Source organism: Streptomyces sp. NBC_00683 (assembly GCF_036226745.1).
In the GTDB taxonomy this organism is placed as follows: Bacteria; Actinomycetota; Actinomycetes; order Streptomycetales; family Streptomycetaceae; genus Streptomyces.
Window position 1 is genome coordinate 8,213,128 of sequence record NZ_CP109013.1, and the last position, 26,404, is coordinate 8,239,531.

Genomic DNA, 26,404 nt, shown 5'->3' on the forward strand with positions numbered 1-26,404 from the left:
GAAGCACCCTGCCACAGCCGCCCCGGGCCGCCCAACGATTTCCCTGCCGGTGCCCCCGGACCCGCCCCGCCGACCCTCCCGGCACCCGGACACCGACACCCTCCGGCCCTCTGGCCAGGGATGATCCTTCCGTGTTACCAAGGGGCCATGCCCACAGACGAGACGCAGACACCCGGCACACCCGCGCACGACAGCTACGACACGGTGATCGTCGGCGGCGGCCACAACGGTCTGGTGGCCGCTGCCTACCTCGCCCGTGCCGGGCAGTCCGTCCTCGTCCTGGAGCGCCTCGGCAGCACCGGGGGAGCGGCTGTGTCGACCCGCCCCTTCGACGGGGTCGACGCCAGGCTCTCCCGCTACTCGTACCTCGTCTCGCTGCTCCCGCAGAAGATCGTCCGCGATCTCGGTCTCGACTTCGCCGTCCGCAAGCGCACGGTCTCCTCGTACACCCCGGCCGTGCGCGGCGGACGGGCCACCGGACTGCTCGTCGGCGGCGACAACACCCGGGCGTCCTTCGCGGAACTCACCGGCGACGACCGCGAGTACGAGGCCTGGCAGCGCTTCTACGCGATGACGCAGCGGGTCGCCGAGCGTGCCTTCCCGACGCTCACGGAACCCCTGCCGACCCGCGACGGCCTACGGGCGCGGATCGACGACGCCGAAGCCTGGCGCACGCTGTTCGAGGAGCCCATCGGCGTCGCCGTCGAGGAGCGGTTCACCGACGACCTCGTACGCGGAGTGGTGCTGACCGATGCCCTGATCGGCACCTTCGCCGATGCCCACGACCCGTCCCTGCTCCAGAACCGCTGCTTCCTCTACCACGTCATCGGCGGCGGAACCGGTGACTGGGACGTCCCGGTCGGCGGGATGGGAGCCCTCACCGATGCCCTGGCCGGAGCGGCCCGAGCTGCGGGCGCCGAGATCCGCGTCCTGCACGAGGCCACCCGTATCGAGACCGACGGGACCCACGCCGAGGTCACCGTCCGCTCGCCCGCCGGAGAACGGGTGCTGGGCGCCCGCAAGGTCCTGGTCAACGCGTCGCCGCAGGCGCTGGCCGCCCTCCTCGGTGACGAGCCGCCGGCCCTGGCGGAGGGGGCGCAGCTGAAGGTGAACATGCTGCTCACACGGCTGCCGAAGCTGCGTGACCACTCCGTCGACCCGCGCCGGGCGTTCGCCGGAACCTTCCATATCGCGGAGGGGTACGGGCAACTGGCCGACGCCTACCGCGAGGCGGCGGCGGGACGGCTGCCCGCCGCCCCGCCGTCCGAGATCTACTGCCACTCACTGACCGACCCGTCGATCCTCGGCCCCGACCTCGCCGCACGCGGCTACCAGACCCTCACCCTCTTCGGGCTGCACACCCCCGCCCGGCTCTTCGCCGCGGACAACGAGGCCACGCGCGCCGCCCTCCTCAAGGCCACCCTCGCGGAACTCGACGCCCATCTGGAGGAGCCGATCGCCGACTGCCTGGCCCTCGACGGCAACGGCGAGCCGTGCATCGAGGCCAAGACGCCGCTCGACCTGGAGCAGGACCTGAGACTGCCCGGCGGCCACATCTTCCACCGGGACCTGTCCTTCCCCTACGCCACCGAGGACACCGGCCGCTGGGGCGTCGAGACCGCACACGCCAACGTCCTGCTGTGCGGGGCGGGTGCGGTGCGCGGCGGCGGGGTCAGCGGGGTGCCCGGCCACAACGCCGCCATGGCGGCGCTGGGCCGGTGACGGACTGCCCGTCGCCTACTGACCGAACACGCCGCGCAGGGCGGAGAGCTTGCGCGGCAGGTCGTACTCCGCGCCGCCCTCGTGGCCGTTGTACGGGAACACCTCGATCTCGGCCGGACCGGCATAGGCGTGGTAGGCCGCGTACACGGTCGAGGACGGGCAGATCCGGTCCATCAGCCCCACCGAGAACCACGCCGGAGCGGTCGCCCGTGCCGCGAAGTTGACGCCGTCGAAGTACGACAGGGTCTGCATCGCCTCCTCGACCCGGAAGCGGTGGCCCGACAGCCAGCGGGCGATCTCGGCGTACGGTCCCGCGTCCGTGATCTGCGACCCGCGCCGGAAGTGGCACAGGAACGGCACATCGGCGACCGCGGCCACCACGTCCTCACGCAGCCCGGCCACGGCGAGTGCGAGGCCCCCGCCCTGGCTGCCGCCGAGGACCGCGACCCGGGAGGAGTCCACGGCCTCGTGGGCCTTCGCCGCGTCGACGGCCCGCACCGCGTCGGTGATGAGCCGCCGGTAGTAGTGACGGGCAGGATCCTCGATCCCGCGGGTGAGGAACCCGGGGGACGAGGAACCATGCCCGTCGGGGCCGAAGTCGGGGGTGTCCGAGGTGTTCTTGCCGCCGCCGCCCTGGCCCCGGTTGTCCATGACGAGGTGGGCGTAGCCGAGTGCGCTCCAGGTCAGCCAGGAGTACGGGATACCGCGGCCACCGTTGTAGCCGATGTACTGCACCACCGCAGGAAGCGGCCCGGAGCGGACACGCGGGAGCATCAGCCAGGCCTTCACCGGCTGGCCGCCCCAGCCGCGGAACGTCACGTCGAACACGTCCACGGTCGCGAATCCGGCGTCGTACGGCACGAATTCGGCGTCCAGGCCGTGCCGGGCCGTCTCGGTGAGCGTCTTCTCCCAGAAGGCGTCGAAGTCGGCCGGCTCCTCCGGCTGCGGCCGGTATTCGCGCAACCGCTCCAGGGGCATGTCGAACAGCAAGGGTCTAGCTCCTCTTCAGGGTGAGGGTGAGGGTTGCGCCGTGCCGGTTCGCCGTGTCCGCGGTGATCCGGATGCCGCGGCCGGTGGACGTGGCGCTGACGCCCGGGTCCGCCGCGACGACCGTCAGGCCGCGCCGGGCGAGGTCCACGACCACCGAGGACCGCAGCTGCGTCGGGTCCGAGAGAGCCACCGTGACCGTCCGGCCGTCCGCCCGCACCAGCACCGAGGCGGGGCCGTCGGCGGCCAGCTCCTGCGCGGTGCCCGCGGTCCAGAAGTTCGCGGCGAGCAGACCGTCCGCACAGCGGCGTACGGCGTGCACGGCCGTCGAGTCGGAGACGAGCTCCACCGGGGGTGCGGCCGCCCACTGCCTGGTGCGCGCGGCGGAGGCCGATGGGGCCTGCAGCCAGAAGTACCCCGCGCCGGCCGGTGCCGCGCCGTGGTCCTGCCACAGCGTCAGGTAGGGGCGGGTCACGGGTGTGTCCGTGCCGTACTTGAGATTGATCTCCCGCCAGGTCGCGGTCCGTTCCTCACGCAGACCGCGCAGCGTGGCGGGTTTCGGGAAGACGTAGCCGCCGGTCCCCTCGGCGTGCAGCCACCGCACACCGTCGAGCTGCGCGGACCAGCCGGCGTCGGCCGGGGCGGCCCTGCCGTCGACGAGGAGCGCGGCGTGCGGGTCGCGGAGCTTGCGGTTCTCCACGACGGTCTCCACCGGTCCCGCGTCCGCCGTGATGCCGGAGCCGACACACGCGATCACGTCGTCCAGACAGAACCAGCTCTTGAGGCCGCGCAGCGAACTTCCGTACGCCCGCAGCTCCATGCCGTAGGCGCCGAGCGTCGTCCCCGGCAGTGCGGTGCCGCCCGCCCAGTCGGCCGTGCTCGTCGTGCGCTGCCCCGCCGCGTCCGCCGGCCGGCCCGCGACGACCGTGGTCCCCGGCAGCCTGGCAGGGTCGACGGTGGGCCAGTAGTCCTCGCTGTAGTGCCCGAGGTCGTCGGTGTACAGCAGCACCATGCCGTCGGAGAGATGCCAGCCGTGCAGATTCTCGTTCTGGATCGACTCGTAGTTGTAGATCCGGCTCGAGTACGCCGAGATGCCCAGCGCGAACGACGGCCTGTGGTGCGCCGCCTTGTCCATCCGCGGGTGCTGCTTGTGCGCGACCAGCGGGCCGCGCGCGGGGACGGGCGAGTCGAGGATCCGGCGGGCGGCGACGAGCGAGGCCAGATCGGTGACGGCCAGGAAGTCCCGGTAGGTGTCCTCGGCGATCCACTGCTTGACCAGTGCGGTGAAGCGGTCGGCCGTGTCGCCCGGGAAGCTCGGTATCAGCCGCACCACCGCCTCGATGACCGTCTGAGCCGAGGCGTGGCCCTGCTTGCTGGGACGCGCGATCTCACGCCCGCACACCGACGCCATCACATCGCCCCGGGCGAGCAGCGGGTCGAAACCGTCGTCGACCCAGCCGCGGACGTTGTCGAGATCCGGGTCGGTGACCGTCCAGTCCGTGCCGGCGAGCAGGTTCAGCAGCCGGGAGAGGTTGTTGAGCAGCTCCTTGCCGTAGCCGCCGTTGTACGGGTGCTTGTAGTGCTGGAGGAACGAGCCGTCGGAGTAGAAGCCCTCGCCCGTGCCCGCCGAGCCGTCCGCGCGGTCGTTGAAGGCCAGGACACTGTTGGCACCTGAACCCTCGACGTCCGAAAGAGCGTCGCGGACCCGGGTGAGGGCGTCCCCGTCGTCACGGAGGACGGCGTTGACCGCGACCACGGTGGAGATCCACACCCGGTTCGCCCCGGTCGCGATCTGCCGGTCCGCCCGCCACAGGTTCGGGTCGGGCGTGTAGTGCCGCACAGCCTCGGTGATCCGCGCGAGACGCTCGGTGCCGAGCACGTCGTACAGCAGCACGGACGCGTCGTTGAGCGCGAGCGCCGAGCCGATCTCCCAGTCCCAGTCGTTGTCGAAGCGGGTGTGCTCGGGGCCGTAACGGTGGGTCAGCATCCAGTCGATGCCGGCGAGCAGCAGGTCTCCGAGGGCCACGTCCCCGTACTGCGGGGTGCCGGGCACCGCCCAGGCGGTGGCGATCGTGGCGAGCCGTTTGAACGACGTGGTGACGTGGTTGGAGAGCGTGGTGCTGGTCAGGTCGGGGAACAGGCCCTCGGCGCGCGCCGGGTCCAGGCCCGTCGCCGCAGTGGTCGCGGCGCGGCCGGTCCGGGCGACTGCCGCCGCGATCCGTTCGTCCGCCAGGTCGAGGCCGGCGCCGCCGGTGAGCAGGGTGTGCCAGCGGGCGCGCAGTGCGGCCGCGTCCCCGGCGGCCGCGTGCGCGGTCCCGGAGGTAAGGGTGAGGGGCAGGGTGACGGCCGCGCCGAGCGCCGCCGCTCCGGCCAGGACGGTGCGTCGGGTGGTGCCTCTGCCGGTGCCTGGGGTCATGTGTCGGGCCCTCACAGGAGGTGTCGGCGGTCCACGGCCGCGGCGAGCGCGGCGTGACCGGAGGGATTGGGGTGCAGGCCGTCGCCGCTGTCGAACGCGGGCAGCAGGCGTGACGGCTGTGCGGGATCGTGCAGGGCGCGGTCGAAGTCGGCGACCGCGTCGAACAGCCGGCCGGTGCGTACGGCGCGGTTGATCTGCTGCCGGACCGCGTCGAGTTCCGGCGTCCAGCGGGTCCACCCCTCGAACGGGGTGATGGTCGAGCCGACGATCCGCAGCCCCGCGTTCCGGGTCCGCAGGACCAGCTGGCGGTAGCCGGCCAGGACGAGCGCGGGGTCCGTCTGGGCCGGTGGCTGCTGGAGGTCGTTGATGCCGAGATGGACGAGTACGGTGCGCAGGCCGGGCAGCGAAAGGACGTCGCGGTCGAACCGCGCCTGCCCGCCGGGCCCGAACCGGGCGTCGTCCAGCAGCAGCCGGTTGCCGCTGATGCCGAGGTTGGCGACAGCCGATCCGGGGAGCCGCCGGGCCAGTTGGTCCGGCCAGCGCAGGTCCGCGTCGTCGGGTGTGCCGACCCCCTCCGCGATGGAGTCGCCGAGCACGGCGAGCACCGGACCGTGGGCGCCGGTCACCTCGACCCCGGTCAGCAGGAACACGGAGGTGGTCCGCACCCCGTCGACGGAGTGCGAGGCATGGGTGTTGCGGTGGAAGGACAGGGGTCCGGTGGGGCCGGGCAGCCGGGTCTCCACCGTCAGCCGCGACGCCGCAGGCAAAGGTGGCCCGTCGACCGGATCACTGGTCAGGGAGGCGCCCGCGGCGAGCCACGCCTGCCGTCGGCCGCCGAACGTCACCGCGCGCCCGCCGGCCGTCACCGGGCCGATCAGGACGGGTACGGCGCCGAAGGCGTTCCCGTACCGCAGACGTACCTGCCCGCCGGCCGACAGCCGTAGGACGGCCGTGAACACACCGTCGGTGAGCCCGCGGGCCGCCACCGTGTCGGTCTCGGTCGGCGCGGTCTGCGCCGTCGCCCAGGACGTGGCCCAGCGTGACCTGCCGGCCCCGCCGCCGCTGCCCTGCGCGGCCGGGGCGGCCTGGGCTCCGGGCGCGGCGACGGCCACCGCCGCCAGGCCCGCCGCCGCCGTCAGTACCCCGCGTCTCGCGGGCCCCCGGCCGGTCACTGCGGGCACGCACCGGTCGGCTCGTACTCGCTCGCGTACGTACCGACCGCGTTGCCACCGGTGTTGCCGCTCATGGTGTTCGTGCACACCGGGCCCTGCGGGGTGCGCATGAACTTGATGCCGCCGCCCGCGTTACCGGTGATGGTGTTGCCGTACACGCTCGTGTCGATGCCGTCGGTCGCGGTGTCACCGCCGAGCCGTACACCTGCGCCGACGTTGTCGTGCACGGTGTTGTAGCGGAAGATGTTGCCGCTGCCGCGTGCGTCGAGGCCGCCGGAGCTGGAGTCCTTCTGGCCACTGCAGTCGTTGTACTCGACGTAGTTGTTGGTCGAGTTCTCCTTCACGTCGACGCACTCGTTGCCCTGGGTGGCGATCGTGTTGTGGTGGATGCGGTTGTTCCTGCTGATGTCCGCCGCGGCGTCCGGGGCACCGTTCGCGCCCTGCTGCTCGGGGGCCGTGCCGAGGTAGATGCCTTCGCCGTTCTTGCCGCCCCCGCCGAACTTGAAGTCGGCGACCCCGCAGTTGGTGATCGTGTTGTCGTCCACCTCCGCGCCGGTGACCAGATAGCGCAGCCGCAGGCACTCGTCGGCGGCGTTCTTGAGCGTCATGCCGGTGATGCGCAGGCCGCCCACTCCGTTCCCGGCAGTCGTGCTCATGACATATATGAGCTTCAGGCGGTAGCCCGCCACCTCGGTGGACGAGCCGTGCAGCCCGTCCACCGTGAAGCCGCTCAGCGTCGTCGAGTCGTGCTGCACCTGGATGATCCGGGCGTCGCCCGCCCCCTTCACCACGGCGCTCGACGGGCCCGTGAGCGTGACGCCGGGGCGCACGGTCACCACGTCCTGCCGGTAGGTGCCCGCCGCGAGGTTCACCACCGCTCCCGTGGGCGCCAGGTCCATGGCCTTCTGGATCGTGGCGAGCGGCGCCCCCGCCGACGTACCCGCGTTGGCGTCGCTGCCGGACGGCGACACGTAGTACGCCGTCGCCGCCTCGGCGGCCACTGCCGGCGCCGGCAACAGGAGCGAGGTGCCCGCGGCGATCGCGGCGGCCAGGGTGGTGCGCAGTGCATGGCTCATGAGGTGTGCCTCCTGGGATCAGCGAAGGACAGAGCGAGCAGTACGGGGATGCTGGGGCCCAGCAGCAACGGCCCCAGCGGTACGACGAGGGAGAGCAGCACGGCGGAGATCACCGCGCCGAGCAGTGCGGTGCCCCGGGCCGGAGACCCGAAGCCGAGCGCCAGCGCCCCGGCCGACCAGGTGCGGACCGAGCCCCGCGGTGTCCGTCCGGCCTCGGCGGCGAGCGCGATGTGGTGGATGACGAGCGCGGCGGCGATGCCCACCTGCGCGGCGAGCACGACGAAGGTCCACGGCTCCGAACGGGACAGCAGGTACACGATGTTCGCGCCGAGGACGACCGCCGCCGCCGTCGACAGCAACCCGTGCCGCCACAGCGCGCGCCAGTAGCGGGGGAACGCGGCGAACGCGTTGACGAACACGCGGCTGTCCCCCTCCGCACGCCACAGCTGCAGCGCGTGGCCCATGGCCGCGAGTGCGGGCAGCCAGGTGACGACACCCAGGGACAGCACGATGCACGCGGCCCCGGCGACGGCCGGGTACGCGATGAACTCCAGACGCCGCAACAGCGTCGGCCAGCCGGACGAGAGTGTTGCCTGCATGATCAGCCGACCTTTCCTGTGTACGGCTCCGGCACATCGAGGAGCACGTGCCCGTCCATCTCCAGCCGCGTGCACCGCACGACGAACGGCGCGGCGTCGGCGGAGGTCAGCAGGGCCGCGGCGTCGGCGCTCACCCGTGACGTACGGATCCGACGGGTGACGGGGGACAGCAGGACGGTCTCCTCCGCGTCCGTGAACGTGACACCGCCCCCTTCCAGGCACGCGATCTGTTCGCCCGCAGACGCCGCCCCCGGCGTGATGGCGGTGAGGAAGAGACCGTCCGGCGACCGCGGGGCGGTCGAACGGAGTGTGTGGAGCGTCCGCGTGAGCCGCAGCTCCGGTGTACTGGACGTCGGATTGGCCTCGACCTCGGTGACCTCACAGACCAGCGAGGCGTCGTGAGGCGCGAACTGCCGTACGAGGGCAGTGGCCTCTCCCGACCTGATCAGCCGGCTGCCGTCCGGCCGCGGCTCCGTCGGGCGGTCGGTCTGCAGCAGGAACGTCCACTCCCGCCCCGTCTCCGCCTCGGCCAGGTCGAGCAGCACGAGCCGGCCCGACGGCGTGAACACCAGGGTCCGGTCCAGGCGCCGGACACCGAGTTCCGGGTCGTACATCGCGGCGATCTCCGCGGTGGCGTGGGCCCAGCCGGCCTCGGCGTCCACCAGCACGTCGCGCTGCCTGGCCTGCCGCTCGTACGGAATGTCCTTGTAGACGTGGTAGCGGTCCTCGTCCGCGTAACCCTGCCCGTCCACCAGCAGCAGGTTGTGGTGCGCCGCCCGCTTGCGGTTGCTGTAGCCCTCGTCGACGGCGAGGAACGCCCCTTGCGAGATGAGCACGAACGACCCCGAGTCCGGGTGGTGGTGCCCCTGGTTCAGGGTCTCCCAGCCCAGCTCGGCCCGGTGCTTCGCCGAGGTCTCCCACGCGGTGTGGCCGCCACCCGGACTCGCCTTGAACGACACCAGCGTCGCATCGTCGTCCCACCCGGTGCGGGCCGAAAGCAGCCCGAGGTCAGGGAAGAACGCACGCGTTTCGGTCGGCCGGGCGGCCGGAACGGAAGGGTCGTACCAGAGGTACTCCAGATAGGCCTCCGGCAGGATTCCCGGCCGCACCCCGCTCTCCGCCGCCTCCTGCCACAGCAGTTCGCCCGAGGCCAGATCGCCCATCCACTGGGCCTGCGCGATGCCGTACTGCGCGGCGAGCCGGTAGTACAGCCCCGCACTGTGACCACTGCGCCGGTCGTGGCAGTCACCGTGGTCGACGTTGAACGCGAAGCCGGGCGCCGTCTGGTGGAGCCGGTAGCGGAAGGTGTTGGCGAGGAATCCGCCGCGCTCCCACCAGTCCACGCCCTCCGCCTCCTTCAGGAGATCCAGATGGATCGCCAGGAAAGGCACCCCGTAGCGCCAGTACACGACGCCCTCGGCATGCGAACCGTCGTCCGGCATCAGGTCCAGGACCGTGCCGAGGTTGTCCTTGGCGCGCTCGGTCCACTCCTCCTTGCCCAGGACGTAGCCGGCGGTCGCCAGGCCCGCGTAACAGATCCAGTTGTGGTTCTGCCAGTACGACGACGACCACCAGCGGCCCTCGCTCGCCACCGCGAACTCGTACATACGACGGCCCTGCAGCAGCAGCTTGTACCGCAGCAGCGCCCGTACCCCGTCCGGCAGCTCGTCGCCGATCCACCGGTAGGCGAGCGACAGGTGGTGCAGCAGCCAGCCCGCGTCCAGGTCGTGGTCCGGCAGATGGGCCCGGCCCCAGTGCGGCAGCCGCACCGCCGCCTCGATCCAGCGCCGGCTCTCTTCCAGATGCGCGCGGTCGCCGGTGGTGCGGTACGCCAGAGCCGGGTTGGAGGCGGCGGGACCCAGCCAGGTGATGCTGGCCAGGGGGTGGGTGCGGGGCGGGGTGAGACCGCGGTGGCGCGCGGCCTCCTCCCGCAGCCGGACCTCCTGCGCGGGGCGCGGGCCGGGCGGCGGAGTGGCGGAGAGCAGCACGACTCAGCCCTCCGTCCGGAAGCGTGCGGTGGAGCCGTCCGCCAGTTCCACCGTCAGCTCCTCGCCGTCGAGTCGTACCTCGCTCACCGCCGGCCCCGCCGATGCCGCCTGGTACACCGAGGCGAAGGTGACCCGCTCGGCCTCGGCGGTGAAGTCGACCCGTGTGCGCATGCGCTGCGGATCGTCGGCCGGACCCGGGCCGGGCCGGGTCACGGGCCGGACCGGCACCCCGGCGGTGTGGGTGTGCCAGCCGTGCAGGGTCTCCTCGCCGTACCAGGTGGTGCGCACGGGACCGGCGGCCTGCAGCTGGATGTCGAGCGCCGTTCCCGGGCGCAGCTGGGCCGTGACCCGGTGCGCCTCCCGGCCCGTCACCGTCAGCAGATCCACCAGGTAGCAGTCGCCGGCCGCCACCCGCCGTACCGCGCGCACCCCTTCGTACGCGGTGGTGACCTCGGCGGACACCGAGGAGGTGTCCGAAGCCAGCAGCGCCCCCGTGCACTCCGCCTGCTCGGCGCCGTCCACCCGGAACGCGGGATGCGCCTCCGTCGACGTGTACAGATCACGGAACTCGGCGTGCGCGTAGGGCACCTGGCCGGGGTCCGGCTGCCACGGGGTCGTGTCCCCGTACAGGTACAGCGACAGCTTGTCGCGGTGCCCGTGCGAACCGCCGTGCGGGCCGAAGTCCAGCAGCGCGTGGATGCCCGCCGCCCGTACCACCCCGTAGCCCGCCGACGGGAACACGGTGACGGCGCCGGGCGCCGCCCGGCGGGGGAGCGGCGGCCCGGCGAACCAGCCGCCGAGCTCCCGGTCCAGCCCGTCGTCGTGCTCGCCGAGCTCGGCCCGTGCTCGTACAGCCACCGCATCCAGTGCCGCGGACGGCACCAACTGTTCTGCGAGAGCCGCCAGTTCGAGCCACTCCAGGGCCAGCGGGGGCCGCAGGTAGGGACCGTCGTGCAGCGCCGGAAGAATGCCGCCGTCCGTCGCGATCGCCGCGAGGACGTCCGTCATCCCGGCCAGCACGCCCACCACATCGGACGGGATCGCCGCCGGGTCGGTGGAGCGCAGCGCCAGCAGGGCCGCCCTCAGTACGAACCCGTGGTAGTAGGTGCTGCCCTCCCATTCCCAGCCGTCCTCGGCGACCGCCACCCGCAGATGCGCGTACAGGCCGTGGGCGCCCTCCAGCCACTGCCCGGCACCGTCCCACTCCCGGCCGCGGACCGCGGCCGCTGCCCGGCTCGTGGCAACGCCGGCAGCGTTCAGCCACGCGGTGTAGTTGGAAGCGAGGTGCCCCTGGCCGGTCAGCACGTCGCGGGCGTCGAGCGCCGCCCGCTCCAGGTCGTCGAGCAGCGGAAGTACCGCCGCCAGCCCCTCCGTGTCCTTGGCGGCCAGCGTGTTCACCGCGTGCCCGATGTTCACCGCCCAGATGGCGTCCGTCAGCGCCTGGTGGAAGAGCCTGCCGCGCAGCATCCATGTCTGCGCCTCGCCGTGCCGCTCCGTGGCGAGACCGGCGTACACGTCGGCGTACTCGACGAGCCGGGACACCGCCTCCGCGCGCTCGCCGCGATGGGCGAGCACCCGCAGATGCCGCGCCCACGCCTGGTGCGACAGCACCAGCCAGGCACCGCGCACCGCCTCCGTGTCCACCCGGCAGCCGTGCGCGCAGCGCGCACCGTCCTCGGGGAAGACCCCGCCGAGGAGATCACCGTGGTCGAGTTCCACCCCGTGCGCCGGGCAGACGTACGCGTGCCACCAGCCGCCCCGCTCCCGGGCGATGCGCCTCAACGCGGCCACACGCCACCGTCGATGTCCACCGTGGTGGCGGTGAGGAAGCCCGAGGCGGGAGAGGCCAGATGGACGACGGCGTTGGCGACGTCCTCCGGCGTGCCGGCCCGGCCGACGGGGATGCCGGCCTCCATCGCCTGCTGGGCCTGGGGAGCGGTGAACGTGTCGTGGAAGGCGGTGCCCTTGATGAAGCCGGGCGCCACCGTGTTGACGGTGATCCCCGTGCCCGCGAGTTCCTTCGCCAGACCCTTCGTGAAGCCCCGGATGCCCGCCTTGGCAGCCGCGTAGGCGACCGAGCCGGGGCCGCCGCCGTTGTGCGCGGCGAGCGACGACATGGTGATGATGCGTCCGGCCGAGGACTGCGTCAGATGCGGCAGGGCTGCTCGCACCGTACGGAACGCCGACGTCAGATTGACGGAGATGACCTGGTCGAAGTGGTCGTCCGACATGGCCGCGATCTTCTCGCGGCCGATCAGATGACCCGCGTTGCAGACGAGGACGTCCAGACCGCCGAGGAATCCGGTGGCCTCCTCGACCAGCGCGTCCACCTCGCCGCTCACGGTCACGTCGGCCTGGAACGCCTTGGCCCTGCGGCCCAGCGCCTCGATGGCGGAGACCGTCTTCGCGGCCTCCTCGGCGGAGGAGTGGAAGTGGACGGCGACGTCGGCGCCGGCCTCTGCCAGGGCGACGGCGATGGCGCGGCCGATGCCGTGGCCCGCTCCCGTCACCAGTGCGCGGGAGCCGTTGAGATCAGCAGACATGGGTGAAGCCCTTTCGGTGACCGGCCCACGAGGGGCCGGAACCGGTCACTTGAGACCGGCGGTTGCGAAGCCCTGTACGAAGTAGCGCTGGCCGATGAGGAAGAGGACGACCATGGGAAGGGTGGCGAGCGTGGTGCCGGCCATCAGGAAGTGCCACTGGGTGCCGTTCTCCGTCTTGAAGACGGAGAGCCCTACCTGGATCACCCGCATGCTGTCCGTATGGGTCACCAGGAGCGGCCAGAGGAAGTTGTTCCACGAGGACTCGAAGGTCAGCAGCGCCACGGTGATGAACGCGGGCTTGACCTGCGGGCTCATGATCCGGGCGTAGATGCTGAATTCGCCGAGGCCGTCGAGCCGGGCCGCCTCCTCCAGCTCCACCGGAAGGTCCAGGTAGAACTGCCGGAAGAGGAAGACCGCGAACGGGGTGACGGCGCCGGGGATGATGAGCGCCCACCAGCTGTCCAGCCAGCCGCTGCCGCCCTGGCCGAGGATGTCGTTCCCGCCGGCCAGCGGCATGAAGCGGACGATCAGGAACTCGGGCAGCACCTTGGTGTAGGTGGGGATCATGAGGGCCGCGATGAAGAGATAGAAGATCGTCTCGCTGCCGCGGAACCTGATGCGGGCCAGGGCGTACCCCGCCATCGAGGCGATCAGCACATTGAGCACGGTGTGGCTGAAAGCGATGAGGAAACTGTTCCGGGCGTACGTGGCGAAGGGCGCCGCCTTCAGCGCGTCGGCGTAGTTCCCGAACTGCCAGTGCTCAGGGAGCAGTCCGGCATCCTGCGACGCGATCTCCACGGGCGTCTTGAGCGAGGTGAGGATCATCCAGGCGAAGGGCACCATCATCAGCAGCGAGACCACGGACAACGTCACGTAGAGCGCGACGCGGCCGGCGGAGACCGGTTTGCCCTTGGTCGCGGTCCTCGGCACCGGGGCCGGGGCCGGCTTCTGCAGCTCAGCTGTGGCCACGACTGCCTCCCATGATCCGCTTGTTGACCAGGGTGAAGCCCATCAGCAGCACGAAGAGCACGAGTGACTGTGCGCTGGCGTAGCCGACGCGGAACTCCCGGAAGGCGGACTTGTAGATCTCGTACGTCATCATCGTGGTGCTGTTGGCGGGGCCGCCGTCGGTCAGGATGTAGATCTGGTCGAAGGACTGGAAGGCGCTGATCATCGAGGTGATGAGCACGAAGAACGTCGCGGGCTTCAGCAGCGGAAGAGTGATCGAGAAGAACTGCCGGACCTTGGACGCACCGTCCACGGACGCCGCCTCGTACAGCTCCTTGGGCAGGGACTGCAGCGCGGCCAGATAGATGAGCATCTTCATGCCGATGCCCTGCCAGATGCCCACCAGGATCACCGAGGGCATCGCCCACGTCGTCGAGGAGAGCCAGGCGGGCCCTTGGACGCCCAGGAACGACAGCAGGGTGTTGAGCAGTCCGTTGCCGGGGTTGTAGATCCACAGCCAGACCAGGGCGATCGCGACGGTCGCGGTGACCTGCGGCAGGAACACCGCGGTGCGGAAGATGCCGCGTGCCTTGAGGCCGGTGTGCAGAGCCAGTGCCACCAGCAGGCCGAGGGCCATGCCGAAGGGCACCGTGAAGAAGGTGTAGACGAGCGTGTTGCCGATGGACTTGACGAAGACCGCGTCGTCCAGCATGTCCCGGAAGTTGCCCAGACCCACGAACTCCGGCGCCGTCAGCACGTCGTACTTCGTGAAGGCCAGGGCCACCGAGACCACGACCGGAAGACCGATCCACAGCGAGGCGTGCAGCAGCGCGGGCGCCACCATCAGCATGCCCGCACGGCGCCGACGCCGTCCCGGGCCCGTGGGGACCCGGCCCGTACGCGTCGTCTTCGGTGCCTCGGGAGAGGAAGGCGGCCGCGCGGGCCGTGCCTTCACTACGGATATCGCTGGCACAGTGTCGGGTCCTTACATCCGGCCGATGGCGGCCTCGGCGAGACGGCCGAGCTCCGCGATGGCGTCCTTCGCGGACTGACCGCCCACGATCGCGGGCTCCAGCGTCGGCTTGATCTTTTCGCGGATCTCCATCCAGGCCGCGGTACCGCCCTCCGAGACGGCGTGCTCCAGGTTCTGCAGGGAGAGATCGACGAACTCGTTCTCCTTGACGTATCCGGACTCGTTGAGGTCCCGGAGACCGGGGACCGAGCCGCGCTGCTTCGCCGCACCGAGGATCGAGTCGGGCGTCGCGAGGTACTCGACGAGCGCACGGGCCGCGGCCGGGTGCTTGGAACGCGCGGACTGGGTGACGAGCGTGCCGCCCTGGAGCATCGCCGGCCTGCGGTTGGCCAGGACGAACGAGCCGAGCTTGTCGCCCTCGATGAGCTCCGGGTTCTGCTCCTTGGCCTGCACCCACAGGGCGCTCGTCGACATCATCATCGACGCCCTGCCCGTCTGTACGTTGGACGGGGCGCCGGCATCCGTCTTCTTCGCGTAGTCCGCCGAGCCGTCCTTGACCAGGTCCTTGAAGAACTGCAGGGCCTCGACACCGCGCGCATCGTTGAACAACACCTTCTTGCCGTCCGCGCTGAACAACTGGCCGCCGTTGGCGAAGAGGAAGGTCTCCCAGCACTGGCGCAGATCGATGGAGAACGGGTCGAATCCGACGCGGCCGTCCTTCGTCAACTGCTTCGCCACGGCGCGCAGCTCGGCCCAGTTGGCCGGGGTCTTCTTGATCCCGGCCTCCGCGAAGTGGTCCTTGCGGTACACGACGATGCGGGTGTCCAGGACCACGGGCAGCGCGTAGAGCTTGCCGTCGTAACGCGACGGCTCCAGCACGCGCTTCTCGTAGTCGTGCGCGGTGGCGAGCTCTTCCGGCAGCTCGGCGATCGCCTTCTTCGCCGCGAACGGGGGTATCCAGCCGACACCCATCATGAGCACGTCGGGCAGCAGCCCGCCGGCGAGACCGGTGGTGATCTTCTCGTTGAGCTGCGCGTACGTGGTGTAGTCCACGTTCACCTTGACGTCCGGATACTTCTTCCGGAACCCGCCGAGGATCTCCTGCTCCAGCAGGATCTTGCCCTTCGCGCCTTCGTAGATCGGGGTGAGCAGCGTGATCTCGCCCTCGGCGGGGCCGTCGGCCGAACCGGCAGCCGAGGAGCCGCCGCCACAGCCGGCGAGCGCGGCGGTGGCGGTACCCGCGCCGATGGCGGCGAGCACAGATCGTCTGTTGAGTTCCATGGGACACCCCTTTTGAGGTGGAGTCAGTGGATCGATCCAGCGATGACTTCCCGGACATGGCTGGGAAGCACTGGTAAATCGATGCACTGATGCTAAGAACGCGTCGAGAGTGGCGTCAACAGCTGATGCACAAGAATTTTCAGGGATGTTAACGGGTGTACCGGTGGAGCCCGTTCAGTAAATCGGTACACTAAGCTCAGCAGTGCGTTCCGAACCGGAGGTGGCATGAGCGGGGTAACGATCCATCAGGTCGCGGAGGCAGCAGGAGTCTCCGCGAGCACGGTCTCCAACGTCCTCAACGGACGTACGGACCGTATGCAGGCGGCCACCCTGGCTCGTGTGGAGCAGGTGATAGAGCAGCTCAGCTACCGGCCCAACCGGGCGGCACGCATGCTGCGCACCGGCCGCATCAAGGTCATCGGCCTGATCGTCCCCTCCGTCGCCAACCCCTTCTGGGGGGCGCTCGCGAGAGAGCTCGAGGCCATCGCTCTGGCCGAGGGCTACCACGTACTGCTGTGCAACAGCGAGCGCGATCCCGCCCGTGAGCTCAAGTACGGTGAGGAACTGCTCGCCGACGGGGTCAGCGGGGTGGTCCTGTGCTCCTCCCTGCCCTCGCTCGACCACGTCGCCCCGCTGCTCAGCCGGGGTCTGAAGATGGTCGCCTTCGACCGGACCGCGCAGGCGGGCGATCCGGCTTCACTGTCCAGCATCAGTGTGGACAACGCGATGGGCGCCGAGCTCGCGACCAGCCATCTGATCGAACTGGGGCACCGAAGACTGGCGTTCGTCTCCGGCTCGGTCAACAGCGTCAACCGCCGGGAGCGACTGCGAGGCTTCCGGGCCGCGCTCGAATCGGCGGGCCTCGACCCGGCCGACGCGATCGTGTGGCCCGGTGCGGACACCACCGAATTCGGGGACAAGGACGCCGCCGAGCTGGGCCGGAACGCCGCCCGGGAACTGCTGTCGCGGCCTCGCCCGCCGACCGGATTCGTCGCGATCAACGACATGTGCGCCATCGGCATCTGCCGCGGGGCCAAGGACGCCGGGCTCCGCGCGGGGCGGGACGTCTCGGTGGTCGGTTTCGACGACATCCTGCTCGCCGACCTCTTCGAACCGCCCCTGACCACCGTCCGCCAGCCCCTCCCGGAGATGGCGGCCGAGACGTTCCAGCAGCTGCGGGCACGGATCGACTCTGCCCCGGGTGCCGGACGGTCGCTGCTGATCAGGCCCCGCCTGGTGGTACGGGAGTCCACGGCACCGGCGCCGCCCGCTGTTCCGGCACCGTCCCCCGCTCCCGCCCTGGCCGAGGCCGGATAGCGGAGACGGCGAACCGCCCCGCCAGGTCTCGGGACCCGGCGGGGCGGTGATGAGGAACGGGGCGGGTGGGTGCGGGTTTCACGCGCCCCGTTCCGGCCGGTGGCCGACTCCGGTCAGGAGGCGGTGCAGGAACCGACTCCGGTCAGGATGCGGTGCAGGAACCGACTGCGGGCGCGGAGGTGTTCCCGTTCGTCGCGACGGTGAACCCGAAGCTCGTCGAGGCACCCGCGGCGAGGTTCCCGTTGTTGCTCGGCTTCATGGTCATCACGTTTCCGCTGGAATCCCAGGTGGGCGAGCCGTTCCAGGTGGCGCTGACCTTCTGCGGCGAGACCACGGTCACCGGCACCGTCCACGTACTGATGGCGGAACTGCCTGCCTTGATGGTCACCTGTCCGTTGTACCCGCCGTTCCAGGTGGCGGTCTGGGTGTACGTGGCGGTGCAGCTGCCGGTGCCGCCGCCGTCGCCGCCACCGGTGGATCCGCCGAGCGCGGCGAGCACCGCGTCGTACGCCGGCTTCTTGTTGTAGTTGCCGTCGAACAGGAGCGGAGTGCCGCTGCTGCGCCACGAGTACTTGTCCGTGACTCCCCAGACGGTGATACCGGTGCAGCGTGACACGGCCTGGCAGGCGTTCACCACCTTGGTGTAGCTGGCGGCCTGTGCCGAGCCGGACCCCTCGATGTCCAGCTCGGTGATCTGCACGTCGACGCCGAGAGCGGCGAAGCGCTGAAGGTTGGCCTGGAAGTCGCTAGGGACGGGGGAGTTGCTGTTGAAGTGCGACTGGAAGCCCACGCAGTCGATCGGCACACCGCGCTGCTTGAAGTCCTTGACCATGTCGTAGACCGCGTTGCTCTTCGCGTTCTGGCCGTCGGTGTTGTAGTCGTTGTAACAGAGCTTGGCGTTGGCATCCACCGTGCGGGCGGTGCGGAACGCCTCCTCTATGAAGCCGTTGCCGAGCTTGTCCTGGAACGGCGAACTGCGCCGTGCGCCGCTGCTGCCGTCCTGGAAGGCCTCGTTCACCACGTCCCAGGAGTGGATCTTGCCCTTGTAGTGCGTCATCACCTGGGTGATGTGGTTGTTCATCGCCGTACGCAGATCTGCGGTTCCCAGGCCGCCGACCCAGCCGGGAAGCTGGGAGTGCCACACGAGCGTGTGTCCGCGGACCTTCATGCCCTTGCTCTGGGCGCGGCTGACGATCTGGTCGGCGGACGAGAAGTTGAACGAGTTGCGGGTGCTCTCGACCGCATCCCACTTCATCTCGTTCTCGGGCGTCACCGAGTCGAACTGGGCGTCCAGCGTGGACGCGTACTGCGCCTCGCCGAGGTGGTTGGCGGCCACCGCGGTACCGAAGTACCGGCCCTTGGCCGCAGCGGCGTCGCCGAGTGCGCCGACGGCCTCGGCCGTACCGGCGAGGGAGACCACGCCCGCCGCGGCGAGGACGCCCGCCGTGATGAGCGAGACCGCCCGTCTGGCACGGGCCGGCAGGTGCGGACGGGTGAAGGTGTCGCCGGGGGACTTCTTGGCCATCACGTTTCCAGCCTCTTCTTCCGGTTGCCGGGCGGAGTGAACTGGGTGCCCGGGTGTGGGGGTTCGGACCGTTCGAGGTGCTGTGCAGCCGCCGCGGGTGCACCCGGTGGGCGCTCCCGCGGCGGGAGGACGAGCGTTGGAGCAGGGGGCGCGTGGGAGAGTATGCGCTCAACGTGACGAACCGTCAACGCCACATTTCCGAAATATTTCCGAGCGAATAACCGCTCATCTGTGAGCGGGCGGTGACATGACCTGCGCAGACGGTGTGACTTCGGTGCGTATGGGAATTCATCCGGCAGAGCCTCCCGTAATCGCCGTCGAGCATTACGAAAGATGTTCATGACGGTCTGCGAAAGTTTCGGTGCCGGAAATGGCGGAGCGCGGACCCCCTCGGGGCGGCCCGCGCTCAACGTCCGTCTCCTGTGCTCCTCGCGCCGACGCGCGCGTCCTCAACTGCTGCTGAGGGAAAGCCCGATCACGACGCCCGCCGACACGGACACCCTGCCCGGCGTCAGATCGCCCTCGCCGCCGCCGTTCTGCCCGCCGTGGCCGCGGTAGTTCTGCAGCTGCTCCGAGTCCACGTCCTTGATGTGGATCACGGGTCCGAGCCGCACATCGGCCGCCTCGGCATACAGGGCCGCCTTCTCCCGCGCCGCGGCGACGGCCGCCGTGCGCGCCCGGGCGCGCAGCTCCTTCTTCGTGCTCACGTCGAACTCGACACCCTTGACCTGGTTGGCCCCGGCATCGACCACGTCGATGAGAACGGTCTCCAGGATGTCCAGTTCCCGCAGCTCGATCACGAACGAGGCGGTGCACTCGTAGCCGAGGAACTTGCGCTCGTCGCCGTAGCTCCACCGGGACGACAGGTTCAGCCGCGACGTCGACACCGCGGCCTCGGGCACCCCGTGCCCGCGCAGGACCTCCCGGATCCGGTTCACACCGCTCCGGGTGGCGGCGAAAGCCTCACCGGGCTTGTTCCTGGTCTGCTCGATCGCGACGCGGAGGCGTGCCAGGTCGGGCGCGGCATCCACGCTGGCCGCACCGAACACCGACACGCCCCACGGGGCATCTATGGACTGGGTTCCGTTCATACCGTCATCCAAGCAGCCGGACCGCTCAGTCGGCGGAGAGAATCCAGCCCGTGGTCTCGATGCGGCCGGAGTCGCCGGGCCTGTCCCCGTCGAAGAGCGTGCGGCCGCCGTCCCGGACCCGTACACCGTCGACGTACGCACCGCGCCCGACGTACAACTGGTCGGTGGTGTACCGCCATCGCAGCACGACCTCCGTGCCGCGCCAGGCGGCCAGGTCCGCCTCGAGACGATGCCAGGCCCGGCCCGACCAGCCGGACACCGAGCCCGCCGGGTGCGGCTCGGGCTGCGGAGGGCGGCCTCCGTCCGCCGGTACGGTCGTGAACGGCACGGGCAGCCACGTCGCCCCGGAATCCGAGGACGCCTCCAGGCGCAGGGAGTCCGAGCCCGGCTCGGTGTCCCACCAGAGCGCACAGCTCAGCACCGCGTGCGCGGACGCCGGACGCAGCGCCGGCAGGGCGAGCGTGGCGGTCGAGGCGCTCGCCATGCCGGAGAACCAGGCGGTACGCCCATGGGCGGGACGGACAGGAACGGCGCGCGCCATCCGGTTGGCCGCCGCCACCCGCGGCGCACTGCCCGAGCGCCAGGTGCGCACGGGGTGCACCGAGTTGCCGAGGACGATCAGGAACGAGTCCGTCGTCGGATCGAGGACCAGGCTCGTGCCGGTGAAACCGGTGTGTCCCGCGGTGCGCGGCGTGGCCATCGCACCCATGTACCAGTGCTGGTAGAGCTCGAAGCCCAGGCCGTGCTCGTCGCCCGGGAACGCGGTGTTGAAGTCGGTGAACATCAGCTCCACGGAGTCCTCGGACAGGATCCGGGTCCTGCCGTAGACACCCCCGTTGAGCAGCGTGCGGGCCAGGACCGCCAGATCCCAGGCGCAGGAGAAGACCCCCGCGTGCCCGGCGACGCCGTCCAGGCTGAAGGCGTTCTCGTCGTGGACCTCGCCCCAGACCAGCCCTCGCTCCAGGCCGGACCAGGGCAGCCGGGAATCCTCGGTGGCGGCGATCTTCGGCTTCCACGAAGCGGGCGGGTTGTAGCGGGTGCGGTGCATCCCGAGCGGAGCGGTGATCTCCTCGCGGAGCAGGACGTCCTGGGTGCGGCCGGTGATCTTTTCCAGGACCAGCTGCAGCGAGATCAGATTGAGGTCGGAGTAGAGGTACTTCGTGCCGGGGGCGGAGGCCGGCACCTCGTTCCACAGCAGACGGAGCTTCCCCTCCCTGGTCGGCTCCTTGAAGAGCGGGATCCAGGACCGGAAGCCCGAGGTGTGCGTGAGGAGCTGGCGGATGGTCACGTCCTGCTTGCCGCCGCCCGCGAAGTCCGGCAGATAGGAGGCGACCGTCGCCTCCAGCTCCAGCGCACCCCGCTCGATCTGCTGAACGGCCAGGATCGAGGTGAACAGCTTGGACACCGACGCCAGGTCGAAGACGGTGTCCTCGGCCATCGCGATCTGCTGGTCCGCGGGGAACTCCACGCCGGTGTCGGTCTTCTCGTCGTACGCCGCGTAGCGCACCGCCTTGCCGATGGGCCGGTGCAGGGCCACGGTGCCGCCACGTCCGGCGAGCAGCACGGCCCCCGCGTACCAGGGGTGCTTGGGGGAGTCGGCGAGATACGTCTCCGCGTCGGCGACGAGCTGGTCGAGCGGCTCGGACAGCAGCCCCGCGCGCTCGGCCGAACCGCGGCGCAATGTGGGTCCGCCCTGCCCCGACCTCATACCCGTACCAGCTCCCGACTGTGTGCCCACCTCCGCCCCGCGCTCGGCGGCCGCTGCCGCGAAGGGCATCGGCGCGAGGGCGAGGGCTCCGCCCAGCGCCAGTATCCCGCCGCCCAGCCTCCGACGGCTCATTCCCCTGCCCGACACGTCCCCGGCCATCCGGAACCCCTTCCCCTGATATGGAAAGCACTTGCGCGAAAGTAACTTTCGAAATCTCGTCCGAGTCTGAAACTTCCTGCCGAAGCAGAGATTACTGTCACGCCCGCCGTCCCGTACGCCTCTGACGGGCAGAAGAATCTGACGCAACATCAGGAAGCGCTGTGCGTGCGGATCACGGTGCATTGGCGATCGCGAAGACGCCGGTCCCCGCGTTCCCGAGTGCCCAGGGTGCCGTCCCACCGAGCGGCGGGGTGCTGTCCCATCGAGCCCTCCCGGGCCTCCTCCGGCAGCCTGTGGCCATGAACGTGAGCGCAACCGGTCCGGGGCCGAGGGCGCCGGCGCCGCGCCGACAGCGGTGGCGACACAGACCACCCTGAGCATGGTCCTGCCCACCTTCACGATCGGAAAGCCCGGCCCGACCGGGGCGCGACCGTGCCTGGCCTGATCATGCTCCTGGTGGCGCTGCTCCACCTCGGTCTCGGCGCCACCCACATGGTGCTGCTCGCCCTGACCGTCGCGATCGGCCCCTGACGCGTCCTGCCGGTGCGTCAGGGGCCGATGGGGGCGGACAGAGCGAGTGCTATCGCCTCTCGTGGACCCGCACGACCCGCAGCGCGGGTGAGCGTGCCATGTCCTTCTCGCAGAACCGCGACGTCACCCAGCGCTCGCCCGAGTACAACCGGGTCTGGTCACTGAAGTGCGGTGACGCGGGGTTCGACGACTGGGAGTACGTGAGCAGGGTCCGGGCCACCGGGCACGGACCGCCGTCCCAGCCGACCACCTGGATGTAGCTGGAACCGGCCGACACCTCGGTGTAGCCGCCTCCCGGGGCGTTCCACACGGGCTCCGTCTTGTTCCAGACGCCGAGCGACTCCGTACCGCCGCCCACCGGGATGCGCTTCCCGTTGCGTACGACGGACTGATGACTGCCCAGAGGCGCGTCCAGCGCGATCCCCGCCGCCCGCAGCTCGGCCACCGCGTCGGCCAGCGCCGCGGTGACACCGGGGGCCGCGGTGTTCAGGGTGTTCGGTGTCCGGACCGGATCGGCGGCGGAGAACGGCACCTTCCACAGCTTGTCGGCCGGGACCGTCCCGGTGGCCCTGCGCCAGAAGCGGTCGAAGAGCAGTGCTCCGGCGCTGCCGGTGTCCATGGTCCGGTCCCAGCGCCTCAGCACGCCGCACGCCGCCGACACGTCGACCGGCGAACCGTCGGTGGCGGACGCGGTGCCGCCGGGCAGCTCCGAGCAGGCACGTGCCAGATCGGCGGCTGCCATGTCACCGGCGGGCGCCCGGTTCGCGAACTGCTGGCGCTGCAGGTCACCGACGGTCAGGCGCCCCTTCTCCGCCATCCCTGACACGTCCTCGATCGCACCGCGGGTACGCATGGAGCGCGGTGTGCCGATGGTGCCGAAGACACGCTCGTAGCCGGTCAGCGGTGTGTCCGCATGGGTCAGCCAGGCACTGTCGTTGGAGTTCTCCACGTACGTGGCGTCCTTGAGCACGGGCATCCTGCCCGGCCCGAAGATGCCCGGCTGGAGGGCGTCGGGGTCGGAGCCGAGCGCGCACTCGCTCCGAGATCCGTCGAGGACCGCAAGTCCCGACGAGGGGTACGTGGCCTTCCCCAGAGCGGTGGAGCAGCGCTGGGCGAGGTCGTCGGTGATCCTCGGCAGTACCTGGGACTGGGAGAAGAAGGAGTGCCCCCGGGAATCGGCGGCGACCGTGTTCACCCACGGCAGGCCCTGGGTGCGGTGCAGCGCCGCCTCGATGTCCGCTGTACTGCGCGCCCTGCTGAAACCGAGCGAGGTGTCCGAGGCGCGCAGGTTCGTGGCGTTGGGATCGTTCAGCGCATACGCGGTCGTCGCCGTCCAGGGCAACGGCAGCCCCGCCCCCAGTGAGGTGACCACGGGGCCGTAGCGGGTCCACCACTGGCTGCGGGTCACCGGGGCGGCGTCCTTCACGGGCACCGTGACCGTCCGCTTCGTCATCCGTACGCTCCGGCCGTCCACCAGGTAGGCCGTCGGATCGGCTGGATCGAGCGTCAGCTGATGCAGATTGAGCGTGACGCCCGTGGCGACGGTATGGCTCCAGGCGATGTTCCTGTTGTGCCCGATCGACATCGTCGTCGAGCCGAGCAGGGAACCGCCCGCCACATCCAGCTCGCCGGGAATGGTCTGCTGGGACTGCCAGAACCGGCGCCCGCCCTGCCACGGGTAGTGCGGGTTGCCGAGCAGCAGCCCGCGCCCGCCGGCCGTCGTGGACCCGTTGAAGGCGACGGCGTTGGAACCCATATCGGCGTTCTGCGTGGACAGCAGCCGCTGCGCGGCGCCGGCCGCCTCCTCGGGCGACACGCCCGGGACAGCCGGGACCGAGGACGGTGGCTGGGCGGCCGTGATGCCTTCGATGCCACGGCCCTGACCGCCGAGCACGGAGATCGCGAAGCCCCGGACGGCCACGTCCAGCGCGGTGACGGGCCGCACCCAGGAGGCTCCCCGGCAGGCCGGATCCGTGATCGGGTTCTGCTTGATCCACGCGTTGTAACCGGCGGCCCAGCCGCGCATGGTCTCCTTGACGTCGTGACTGGGACCGGCCGGCGCCGGGACCTTCAGCAGCTTCTCGACGGTGCCGCTCGCGCGTACCCCGCGGAAGTACAGATCGCTGGAGAGGTTCCTCGTCGCCGAGGACAACGAGCCGTCCGGGGCGGCGTCCTGACCGAAGTACGCCGACCGCTCACCGCGCACGGTGACGAATCCGTCGGCGAGGACGCACACCTGGTCGGCGGCCTGCGCCCAGCCGTTGCCGAAGCCCAGAGCCGCGTAGTCCTTGGCGACGATGTGCGGGATGCCGTACTCGGTGTACCGGATGACGGCGGACAGTCCGCCGCCCGAGGGGCGGTGCTCGGGCGAGGTGCGGGCCGCGGCCGGAGGCAGCGACGCGGCCGCGGTGAACAGAGCGAGTCCGGAGACCGCGAGGAGTCTCAGACGGTTACGGAGGGGCAAGGGTCCTCCCAACTGTGCGGGTGTGAAAAGCGGTTGCCCAGGAGTCCCGGACAGCCACGCGCCACTCAGTCAGCCCACCCGTGCACCTGTCAACCGGCTGGTCGGTATCCGGGCCCTTGACCCCCGGCGGCGGGCCGCCCAGGATCACGCCATGACAGGTGTACGCAGCAGCACAGTCGACGGAGTCGTGGCGCGCAGCGCCCGGCGCACCCCCGAGCACATCGCCGTCCGCTACGCCGGGCGGTCCTGGACCTATGCGGCCCTCGACGCGTCCGTCAGCACGGCCGCCGCGGTGCTCACCGGCGCACACGGACTGCGTCCCGGTGACCGGGTCGCCTCCTTCGCCCACAACTCCGATGTCTATCTGATCGCCTATCTGGCCTGCGCCAGGGCAGGGCTGGTCCATGTGCCGGTCAATCAGAACCTCACCGGTGACGACCTGGCGTACATCCTCGAACAGTCCGGCAGCTCCCTCGTCCTCACCGACCCCGACCTGGCCCCGCGCATCCCCGACGGACACGCCGTACGCGCACTGCGCGACGCGCCGGACTCGCTCCTCGGCGAACTGGACACCCCGCGCCCCTTCACTCCCGACCGTGCGCCCGGCGCCGACGACCTGGTCCAGCTGCTGTACACCTCGGGCACCACGGACCGGCCCAAGGGCGCGATGATGACGCACGGCGCCCTGGTCCACGAGTACGTCAGCGCCGTCACCGCGCTCGACCTGCGCGCCACCGACCGGCCCGTGCACTCGCTGCCGCTCTACCACTCCGCGCAGATGCACGTGTTCCTGCTGCCGTACCTCGCCGTGGGCGCCGAGAACACCATCCTCGACGCCCCGGACGCGGGCCGGATCTTCGACCTGGTCGAGGCAGGGCAGGCGGACAGCCTCTTCGCCCCGCCCACCGTGTGGATCGGCCTCGCCAACCACCCGGACTTCGCCACGCGTGAGCTCGGTGCCCTGCGCAAGGCGTACTACGGCGCCTCGATCATGCCGGTGCCCGTACTGGAACGGCTGCGCGAGCGGCTGCCCGGGCTGGCCTTCTACAACTGCTTCGGGCAGAGCGAGATCGGCCCGCTCGCCACCGTGCTCGGCCCCGACGAGCACGAGGGCCGGATGGAATCGTGCGGGCGGCCCGTGCTCTTCGTCGAGGCGAAGGTGGTCGACGAGCACGGCAAGGAGGTACCTGACGGCACGGCAGGCGAAGTGGTGTACCGCTCCCCGCAGCTGTGCCAGGGGTACTGGGACAAGCCGGAGGAGACCGCCGAGGCGTTCCGGGACGGCTGGTTCCACTCCGGCGACCTCGCGGTCCGTGACGCACAGGGCTATTTCACCGTCGTCGACAGGGTGAAGGACGTCATCAACTCCGGAGGCGTGCTCATCGCCTCACGACAGGTGGAGGATGCCCTCTACACCCATCCGGCAGTGGCCGAGACGGCCGTAGTAGGGCTGCCCGACGAGCGCTGGATCGAGGCCGTCACCGCGATCGTCGTACGCCGTGGCGAGGCCACCGAGCCCGAACTGATCGCGTACGCCCGCGAGAAGCTCCCCCACTTCAAGGCCCCGAAGAGGGTCCTCTTCGTGGACGAGCTGCCGCGCAACGCCAGCGGAAAGATCCTCAAGAGGGAGCTGAGGGACCGGTTTTCCGGCAGCCGGACCCTGAGGCCGGGGGAGTAGCCCGCAGGCTCCCTCCGCCTTCGGGACGGTTCGGATCACCCGCCGCGCTTAGCCCGTTCGCCGTCCGCCCGCCGGTTCCTCCGCCGTCCCTGCCTCCGCTTCGGTGACCTGCGTAAACGATCACGCAGGGGCGCCCTCCTGCGCCTGGCCGGGTGACGCATGGGGCGACATGTCATGTTGCGGATGTGACGGACTGTCGGTTGCCTCAGGAACGGAGCACAGCAGA

General features: G+C 70.6%; 18 protein-coding genes. 3 read left to right on the forward strand and 15 right to left on the reverse strand.

All coding sequences use genetic code 11. The features are described 5' to 3' along the window. Positions 1 to 147 precede the first annotated feature (147 nt). Positions 148 to 1,722: a phytoene desaturase family protein gene (locus OG257_RS35670; protein ID WP_329214356.1), complete on the forward strand. Its 1,575-nt coding sequence runs from the start codon at positions 148 to 150 to the stop codon at positions 1,720 to 1,722. 15 nt (positions 1,723 to 1,737) lie between these two features. On the opposite strand, the gene OG257_RS35675 is transcribed toward OG257_RS35670, so the two are convergent. The 11 genes from OG257_RS35675 to OG257_RS35725 are packed head-to-tail and all read right to left on the reverse strand — an operon-like array spanning position 1,738 to position 15,705. Continuing rightward, positions 1,738 to 2,712, reverse strand: a complete 975-nt coding sequence (locus OG257_RS35675) for an acetylxylan esterase (protein WP_329214358.1) — start codon at positions 2,710 to 2,712, stop codon at positions 1,738 to 1,740. Positions 2,713 to 2,716: 4 nt separating this feature from the next. Further along, positions 2,717 to 5,125, reverse strand: a complete 2,409-nt coding sequence (locus OG257_RS35680; protein WP_329214360.1) for a polysaccharide lyase 8 family protein — start codon at positions 5,123 to 5,125, stop codon at positions 2,717 to 2,719. 11 nt (positions 5,126 to 5,136) lie between these two features. Then, complete coding sequence (locus OG257_RS35685; protein ID WP_329214362.1) at positions 5,137 to 6,306, reverse strand: SGNH/GDSL hydrolase family protein; 1,170 nt, start codon at positions 6,304 to 6,306, stop codon at positions 5,137 to 5,139. Further along, complete coding sequence (locus OG257_RS35690; RefSeq protein ID WP_329214364.1) at positions 6,294 to 7,373, reverse strand: right-handed parallel beta-helix repeat-containing protein; 1,080 nt, start codon at positions 7,371 to 7,373, stop codon at positions 6,294 to 6,296. The genes OG257_RS35685 and OG257_RS35690 overlap by 13 nt, the downstream gene beginning before the upstream one ends. After that, positions 7,370 to 7,972, reverse strand: a complete 603-nt coding sequence (locus OG257_RS35695) for a hypothetical protein (RefSeq protein WP_329214366.1) — start codon at positions 7,970 to 7,972, stop codon at positions 7,370 to 7,372. The genes OG257_RS35690 and OG257_RS35695 overlap by 4 nt, the downstream gene beginning before the upstream one ends. Before the next feature lie 2 nt (positions 7,973 to 7,974). Then, positions 7,975 to 9,960, reverse strand: coding sequence for a hypothetical protein (locus OG257_RS35700; RefSeq protein WP_329214368.1), 1,986 nt, complete (start codon positions 9,958 to 9,960; stop codon positions 7,975 to 7,977). Positions 9,961 to 9,963: 3 nt separating this feature from the next. Next, a complete protein-coding gene (locus OG257_RS35705; protein ID WP_329214370.1) occupies positions 9,964 to 11,751 on the reverse strand; it encodes a heparinase II/III domain-containing protein in 1,788 nt (595 codons plus the stop codon). Continuing rightward, entirely contained in the window at positions 11,739 to 12,503 is a 765-nt protein-coding gene (locus tag OG257_RS35710) for an SDR family NAD(P)-dependent oxidoreductase (RefSeq protein ID WP_329214372.1), read from the reverse strand. Before OG257_RS35710 ends, OG257_RS35705 begins: the two co-directional genes overlap by 13 nt. Before the next feature lie 45 nt (positions 12,504 to 12,548). Beyond that, on the reverse strand, positions 12,549 to 13,472 hold the full coding sequence (locus OG257_RS35715) for a carbohydrate ABC transporter permease (RefSeq protein ID WP_329214374.1): 924 nt from the start codon (positions 13,470 to 13,472) through the stop codon (positions 12,549 to 12,551). Beyond that, positions 13,459 to 14,424, reverse strand: a complete 966-nt coding sequence (locus tag OG257_RS35720; protein ID WP_329214376.1) for a carbohydrate ABC transporter permease — start codon at positions 14,422 to 14,424, stop codon at positions 13,459 to 13,461. Before OG257_RS35720 ends, OG257_RS35715 begins: the two co-directional genes overlap by 14 nt. A 12-nt stretch (positions 14,425 to 14,436) precedes the next feature. After that, positions 14,437 to 15,705, reverse strand: coding sequence for an ABC transporter substrate-binding protein (locus OG257_RS35725; protein WP_329214378.1), 1,269 nt, complete (start codon positions 15,703 to 15,705; stop codon positions 14,437 to 14,439). Positions 15,706 to 15,930: 225 nt separating this feature from the next. On the opposite strand from OG257_RS35725, the gene OG257_RS35730 reads away from it, so the two are divergent. Further along, the gene (locus tag OG257_RS35730) at positions 15,931 to 17,022 is read left to right on the forward strand and encodes a LacI family DNA-binding transcriptional regulator (protein WP_329214380.1); all 1,092 of its coding nucleotides are present in this window, start codon (positions 15,931 to 15,933) and stop codon (positions 17,020 to 17,022) included. A gap of 142 nt (positions 17,023 to 17,164) precedes the next feature. Here the strand turns inward: OG257_RS35730 and OG257_RS35735 are convergent, their stop codons facing one another. The 4 genes from OG257_RS35735 to OG257_RS35750 all read right to left on the reverse strand — a co-directional run bounded on the left by OG257_RS35735 (position 17,165) and on the right by OG257_RS35750 (position 24,500). Then, a complete protein-coding gene (locus tag OG257_RS35735; protein WP_329214382.1) occupies positions 17,165 to 18,547 on the reverse strand; it encodes an endo-1,4-beta-xylanase in 1,383 nt (460 codons plus the stop codon). Positions 18,548 to 18,996: 449 nt separating this feature from the next. Continuing rightward, positions 18,997 to 19,638: an SIMPL domain-containing protein gene (locus OG257_RS35740; protein ID WP_329214384.1), complete on the reverse strand. Its 642-nt coding sequence runs from the start codon at positions 19,636 to 19,638 to the stop codon at positions 18,997 to 18,999. A gap of 25 nt (positions 19,639 to 19,663) precedes the next feature. After that, the gene (locus OG257_RS35745; RefSeq protein ID WP_329214386.1) at positions 19,664 to 21,505 is read right to left on the reverse strand and encodes a serine hydrolase; all 1,842 of its coding nucleotides are present in this window, start codon (positions 21,503 to 21,505) and stop codon (positions 19,664 to 19,666) included. A 580-nt stretch (positions 21,506 to 22,085) separates the two neighbouring features. Continuing rightward, positions 22,086 to 24,500, reverse strand: coding sequence for an acylase (locus OG257_RS35750; RefSeq protein WP_329214388.1), 2,415 nt, complete (start codon positions 24,498 to 24,500; stop codon positions 22,086 to 22,088). Between the two features lie 151 nt (positions 24,501 to 24,651). Between OG257_RS35750 and OG257_RS35755 the strand changes: the two genes are divergently transcribed. Then, positions 24,652 to 26,178, forward strand: coding sequence for an acyl-CoA synthetase (locus OG257_RS35755; RefSeq protein WP_329214390.1), 1,527 nt, complete (start codon positions 24,652 to 24,654; stop codon positions 26,176 to 26,178). The last annotated feature ends 226 nt before the right edge of the window (positions 26,179 to 26,404 follow it).